The sequence below is a fragment of the Streptomyces murinus genome, from assembly GCF_002154555.1.
In the GTDB taxonomy this organism is placed as follows: domain Bacteria; phylum Actinomycetota; class Actinomycetes; order Streptomycetales; family Streptomycetaceae; genus Streptomyces; species Streptomyces murinus.
On sequence record NZ_MUNF01000241.1, the window covers coordinates 1 to 6,324 of the forward strand.

Consider the following 6,324-nt stretch of genomic DNA (forward strand, 5'->3'; position numbering starts at 1 on the left):
CCGCCCGCACCGCCCGCACCGGTCCGACGGCCGGGAGCGGCCGCGGCGAGCGCGGCCGTGCGCTCGTCGGCGGCGGCCTCGCGGGCCTTACGGAACGCGGCAAGTGCGGCCTGCTCACCGGGGAGTTCGATGGCGGCCGGCGCCGCCTGCACGGACAGCGCGTCGAGCACCCGGGCGAGGCGTTCGGCCTGGTCACGGGTGGCGGGGTCGACGGCTTCCAGGGGCTCCCCGTCCAACAGGCGTTCCGCCGTCTCCGGGTTGAGCCACTTGTCCTGCTCGTCGGCCATCACATGTCCTTCTGCGTCCGCGCGCGCGTATGCGTCACAGTGGCGGACGTCACCGCGGGTCCACGCGGTTCTCGCTCGGGGTCCTGCCGGTTCGCTCGCCTCGATCCGGGCCGGGGGGTCTGCTCGGGGTCCCGCTGGGGTGGCAGCGCGTCGAGGACGCCCGCCGTCTCCGGGTCGTCGCCGAGCAGTTCGGCGAGCCGTTTCAGGCCGCGGTGCGCGGCGGTGCGGACGGCGCCGGCGCGTTTGCCGAGGGTCTCGGCGGCCGTCTTGGCGTCGAGGCCGACGACCACGCGCAGGACGACCGCCTCGGCCTGGTCCTGCGGGAGCCGGGCGATGAGGGAGAGGGTGCTGCCGGTGGAGAGCGCCTCGATGGCCTCGCCCGCGGTGTCGGACTCGGCGGCGCGGCCGGTCAGTTCGGTCTCGTCGCCGCCGATCGCGGGGCGGCGGCCACGCATCCGGATGTGGTCCAGGGCACGGTTGCGGGCGATCCGGGCGGCCCAGCCGCGGAACCGGTCGGCGTCCCCGCTGAACCGGTCGAGGTCGCGGGCGATCTGCAACCATGCCTCGGAGGCCACGTCCTCGGCGTCGGGATCGCCGACGAGCGTGCGCACATACCCGAGCAGCCGTGGATGCACCGCACGGTACACCGCACGGAACGCGCTCTCGTCGCCGTCCTGTGCCGCACGCACCGCGGCGGTCAGCTCCGCGTCGTCCCCCAGCACCGCACTCCCTTTACGCCTGTCTTCTGGTCGGCGCGAATGGCACGTTACGGCCTGAAACCTTGCTCCGTCCATGTCCGTAGAAGATGCAACTAACTCGTGACCGGGTGCGGGTAAGCACAGGGTGAGCACCGGGTGCGGACAGAACGCGCCCGGGGTGTGACAGAAAACGCACCCACGACGCTGTAGAGAGTACGGGTCGCCCAGCGGCCCTCAGAGCGACGGTCGGGGCCTCTCCTGTGGGGGGTGGCGGCCCCGGCCGTTGCCCTTGACGCCGGGCCCGGGTCATCCCTTGACGGCGACCCCTGCTTCGGTGACAGCTGGCCTCGCGTCCAGCGAACAGAGACTGCCCCGCCATGAACAACAAGCGGTCTCAGCCCCGGCGGAGCACGGTGAGAAACCGGTTTTACCTCCGCTCGCGCGAAGAGCAGCTTTTTGACCTCCTGGATTAGGAGGGGTTTGCCGTTTCATTGCCACGGAGTGGTGGCCGGGGCCTTCTCGTGGGACGGGTTGCATCTGGTGGGAGATTTGCACATCGGCGCGACGTAGTGTTCTTCTGTCGATTCGGCGGATTCAGCACGAGTTTGTCGCCTCGTCGACGTCGCCGTCATCACGATCGCTCCTCGTGTCAGAAGGGTGCGGTGCTACTGCCTTCGATGCGTATCCGGAACGGGCCGCGGTGGTCGACGGTCCAGTTCTGAGCTGTCAAGCCGAATGAAATCGCAGAAGTCACCTTCTACCTGCAGAGTGGCTTCCCTCGGTGAGCCACATGGTCGCCGCCCCGCTGTATCTGCTCATGCCTGGAGGTAGTCAGGCCGTCAAGCGAGGTTGCGCTAACGGGCGTGGATGCACGTTCAGTTCAGGACGAGTGCTCTCGATAACATCATGGCCGACCGGCGACCACGCACTCTCCCCGGAAGCCGTCCGCGAGATCATCGGGCGCAACGCGATCACGCAGGCCCCTCCGTCCGCCTCACCGGCACTCGATGCACGCTGGCTTCATCACCGTCAGCCGCCGGGCCGTAAAGCGCCAGAAGAAGATCCGCGCCCAATCTGGCCATGCCGCGAACAGCCCCGCCTACTGGGGATACATTCGCGAGGCTGATAAGTGGACTGACGCCGCACCGGAGGAAATCGGACTGTGAAACGCCCCTGGGTACGTCGCGGCTAAGGCGAGATACGTCTCTGGATGTGGATGCCCTACAAGGTCGGCAACCGGGCTTGGCTTCACGACGCACTGGGCGATCGCATCCGCCCAGACTGGAACAACACGGTGGTGCCCAACCGCTGGGAGATCGCTAAGCCGCACCTCCAACTGCTCACCGAGTCACTCGCCAGGCGTTTCGGAGAGGCTGACGTCTATCTGGAGTTCTCCACCACAGAACGATGCGACCGAAATTGCCAACAGGCAGAGCGCGATGACTGCACCTGCTCCTGCCGCGGCGAGCATCATGGTGGCGGCACGTTCTGGACGTTTTGGCAGCTAGTCGGTGAAGACACCCTTGTCGGCCCAGTCGGCAGGGTGGAGCGGCACTACGTTCTGCGTAGGGGAGATCTCGTTCGCTAGTCGCCGACCAGGACGCCCTGCGATCGGGGCCGGTGCATCGTCCAGGACGACGTCCCGGACCCGGCCAGGGCAGGGCGCACAACGGCCGCCGGGCGCCACATCATCGGGGCCGGCCCGCGGCCGCCCGCCCCGGGCCATGACTGCGCGGCCAGGTCCGCGCCTACCGACTGCGTTTCCAGGGGATCGGGTACGGCACAGTCGGCGTCGGCCGCGGGGCAGGCTTGTTCAAGCCGGGGAAGTGCGCGGTGTACACGCCGGTCCGCTGCGGCCCGCCTTCATGAGGCGGGGGCCGCGCTCCGTCAGCGCAAGGAGAGACAGGCATGGAGGGCGCGCGTTGTGTGATGCCGGTCGCTCCACCGACTCCCCCGGCGGGGGGGGCTGACCCGGGCGTTCATCATGCTGTCGGCCAGCGGGCCGTGGGGCTGGCTTGATCCATCTTGTGGGAAGCCTGAGCCCGCTGTGGCGGTGGCAGTATCTGCGGATGCTTCGACACCGAAACGCGGCTTTGCTGGTGGTGGCTGCCTCATACGGGTTGTCATCGATGGGGGACCAGATGGCGATCGTGTCCCTGACCCTTCGTCTTCATGACCAAGGGCAGTCCGCGGCGGTGATCTCGGCACTCGTGATCGCGAGCGTTGTACCTGTTGTGATCGTGGGCCCTCTTGCCGCGCCCTTGGTGGACCGGATGGAGAGCCGTCGTCTGATCGTGATCGTCACGGCGTTGCAGGCCCTTGTCGCAGCAGGGCTGGTGGTGGTCGAGAACGTTGCGGCGGTGATCGGCTTGCTGGTGTTGCTGGGGGCCGGTCTCTCCCTGGTCTCCCCCGCCTTGCAGTTGCTGGTGCCGCAGATGGTTCGAGCCGGGCAGACGTCCCACGGGTATGCCCGGCTGGAGGCGTTCCGTACGGCGGGCAACGTCCTCGGCCCGGCATTGGCCGGCGTGCTCGTCGCGGCGGCGAACGGCCGCGTCGTCCTGCTCATCAATACCGTCACCTTCGCCCTGATGACCCTGGCCTTCCTGGTTCTTCCCGTCCGACGTGAACGCGTGCCGTCCTCAGGCGGGGGCACGGGATGGCTGTCCCAGGTTCGCCAAGGCATTGGTGCCCTCTCCGGCGACCGGCTGCTGCGGACGGCGATCAGTGCGTTGGCATGCGCGATCCTCTTCACCGCCATTCTGAGTGTGGCCCGAGTGTTCTTCATCCGTGATGATCTGCACGCTTCGGACGCCGGCTACGGATGGCTGGTGACGGCTCACACCGTTGGCATGCTGCTTTCGTCGCTCTTTCTGGCCCCGCGGGTCCCCCTGATTTGGCAGCCCCGCGTTCTCGCCGGAGCGGGCGCGCTCATGGGGGTGGCCTTGTTCATCAGCGCCAGCGTGCCGCTGTTCGCAGCCGCCATGGTGGCCTTCATCCTGACGGGCATCGCCAACTCGTTGCAGGGCCTGGCCATTCGTAACCTCATCCACCATCGCGTTCCGTCCGAGGTACGAGGCCGCGCTTTTGCGTCATCAGGTGCCGTGCTCAACGGCGCCAATCTTGCGGGCACGGCGCTGGGAGGCCCGATGGCCGGCCTGCTGGGCGGAGCCGGCGCACTCCAACTGGCGGGAGCCGGCACACTGCTGGTGACCTTGGCCGCGGCGCCCTCGCTGGTGAGCTCCAAAGTCGTGGACGGGCAAGGAGATTCAGCCGAGGTAATGGCCCAGACGGACGGCGGTGGCTGACTGACTGGAATATGACAGGCGACGTTGACCGGATGACACCGGACATATACGTTCCACCTCCGGCATCGGGCCGGCCTACCGGAGTACTTCCGATGCGCCTCGATCGACGGCCAACGAAAGGGAACCGCATGAGCAGTACGACCCTTCCGGACAAGCACGTCACCCGCGAACTGGTACTTCTCGGTGAGTCCGAGCGCCGGGGCGATCGGAACATCATCGCCGAATCACGGGTTGAGATCGTCGTCTCCTCCGACGAGGCTCTGGAAAGGTGTCTCGCCGCTCTCCAAGCCTCCGACGAGCGCCTCGCGGCCCAGTCGGACCGCAAGTACGACTGGCAGCGCACCTGGATCGAGCGTGACACCAGGAAGTCCGGTGGCACCGTGGCCTTCGGCGTCGCATGGTACGACGAGTCCTTCTTCGAGGAGAAGAAGGACACCTACATGAAGCCGGACCACCTCGCCATGTACACCCACATCGGGGCGGACGAGGGCGCCGTGTCCGTCACGCACTGGCGCATGGTCAGCTGACGCACTTCAAGGCCTGACGGTGCCGCTGCCTCGGTGAAAGGGGCGGCGGCACTGCCATGTTCCAGCGGTACCGCCACCAGCCTCGACGACTTCAAGCCGCCGCACAACTTGTTCAGGAACCTAGTGCCTGTGATCGACCGCAGCCGATACGCCCGCCGCGAGAGCCGGCCCTCCGCCGCTGCTGCTGGTCGGCGGACCCGGCTGGGCGCGGCCGGTACGGTGCCCACGAAGACGCCGACAGCAACAGAGGGAGAGCATGGCGAAGGTTCGAGACCGTAACGAGGCGCTGAGGTTCGGGGTGCCGGCCGCGCTCTTCCTGCCCGGGGTCGCCTACCTCGGGATCAGCAACGGCCACCAGTTCATCGCCAACGACTTCTTCGCCTTCATGTACTGCCTGGCCGGCATCGGCTTCGCGTCCGTCCCGCTGCTGGCCTGGCGCCGGAACGGCAGCTGGACGCAGACCCGGGCTTCGGCCGGACGACGTGGCTCCCCTGACTGTTCACGACCGGACAGGGCGTGACCTACAGCGCCCGGCGGACCAACTCCAACACCGTCATGCTGGCCCTGGGCTGGGGCACGTTCATCGGCGCCGGCATCGTCGCCATGTACTTCCTCGGACACGCCCTGTACCTGAACGAGCGCGGCCGCGCCGTGCACTCCCTGGACGGCGAGCAGCTGCCCGAGCCGAGCGTGCCGGAGGCCAGCAACTGAACGGAGGCTGAGCTCTCATTCGGTGGCGCGGCGTTCGTCATCCAGGTGGGCCATGGCGTAGCCGTGCTCGTCTGGGTGGCGCACCAGGCGGGCCATCGCCCACGCGGTCTTCGCGTCCATCCCCTCGCCGAAGTCGGCGGCCAGGCAGCGCGCCTGCCACGTCGTACGCGGGGCGAGGACCCACCGCACGAACGGGAACCGGACCCGGCCGACCTCGGCTGGGGGATCCTCGGAGGCGAAGTCGGGCGGGTTCTCGTCGGTCACGAGCGTGAGTGTGGACACGCCGGCACCACCGCGGCGGAGATCGGTCCGCAGACCACCGGATCGAGCGGCCTCTCAGCCGGCCGGTTGACGCCTGCCAGGCGCAGTGGGCAAAGCAGAAGGCCCTCACCATCAGGTGAGGGTGCTCTCCGTGCAGTCGGAGGTGGTCCGGCTGGGAGCCGGGCCGCGGCGAGCGCCTGCTCGTCCTGTTCACCGGCCAGCAGCACGGCCCGCGCGGCCCCGGCGCCAGAAATGCCACCGCCCTCGCCGTACAGGCTGAGCATCTCGGCACCCCCCCGGCTCAGTGCCCAGCCTGAGTTCGCTTCCTGCCGGTATGAGCCGGGCGCCGACGCGCTGCGTTTCCGCGGTCAGCGCTGGCTGTCAGCGCCTGACCAACGCATGCCCAGCAGCGGCCAGGGGCAGCCAGAAACGCGTGGAGACGGACTGCTCCAATCCCCAGGCAGAGACCTTGCAGAGAGCCCGCATAGCTGCTGTTCAGGGGGACTCTTTTGATCTAGTACTGCAACGGTCTTTG

Annotated in this window: 7 protein-coding genes and 1 pseudogene; 5 read left to right on the top strand and 3 right to left on the bottom strand. The window is 68.1% G+C overall.

The window, feature by feature from the left end:
- Window positions 1–287: pseudogene (locus tag CCN72_RS16170) on the bottom strand (hypothetical protein); the annotation flags it as partial.
- Window positions 287–1,009, bottom strand: a complete 723-nt coding sequence (locus CCN72_RS16175; protein ID WP_086808129.1) for an RNA polymerase sigma factor — start codon at window positions 1,007–1,009, stop codon at window positions 287–289. The gene CCN72_RS16175 and the pseudogene CCN72_RS16170, both read right to left, overlap by 1 nt.
- Window positions 1,010–2,201: 1,192 nt before the next feature.
- On the opposite strand from CCN72_RS16175, the gene CCN72_RS16180 reads away from it, so the two are divergent.
- The 5 genes from CCN72_RS16180 (at window position 2,202) to CCN72_RS16200 (ending at window position 5,528) form a co-directional block, all read left to right on the top strand.
- Window positions 2,202–2,573, top strand: coding sequence for a hypothetical protein (locus CCN72_RS16180; RefSeq protein ID WP_086808130.1), 372 nt, complete (start codon window positions 2,202–2,204; stop codon window positions 2,571–2,573).
- 481 nt (window positions 2,574–3,054) lie between these two features.
- The gene (locus CCN72_RS16185) at window positions 3,055–4,290 is read left to right on the top strand and encodes an MFS transporter (RefSeq protein ID WP_279630250.1); all 1,236 of its coding nucleotides are present in this window, start codon (window positions 3,055–3,057) and stop codon (window positions 4,288–4,290) included.
- Window positions 4,291–4,418: 128 nt separating this feature from the next.
- The gene (locus CCN72_RS16190) at window positions 4,419–4,817 is read left to right on the top strand and encodes a hypothetical protein (protein ID WP_086808132.1); all 399 of its coding nucleotides are present in this window, start codon (window positions 4,419–4,421) and stop codon (window positions 4,815–4,817) included.
- A 256-nt stretch (window positions 4,818–5,073) separates the two neighbouring features.
- Window positions 5,074–5,337: an LMBR1 domain-containing protein gene (locus tag CCN72_RS16195; protein WP_143664115.1), complete on the top strand. Its 264-nt coding sequence runs from the start codon at window positions 5,074–5,076 to the stop codon at window positions 5,335–5,337.
- Window positions 5,334–5,528, top strand: a complete 195-nt coding sequence (locus tag CCN72_RS16200; protein ID WP_086808134.1) for a hypothetical protein — start codon at window positions 5,334–5,336, stop codon at window positions 5,526–5,528. Before CCN72_RS16195 ends, CCN72_RS16200 begins: the two co-directional genes overlap by 4 nt.
- A gap of 15 nt (window positions 5,529–5,543) precedes the next feature.
- Here CCN72_RS16200 and CCN72_RS16205 read toward each other — a convergent pair whose 3' ends face one another.
- Window positions 5,544–5,792, bottom strand: a complete 249-nt coding sequence (locus CCN72_RS16205; protein WP_208638018.1) for a hypothetical protein — start codon at window positions 5,790–5,792, stop codon at window positions 5,544–5,546.
- Window positions 5,793–6,324: the final 532 nt, after the last annotated feature.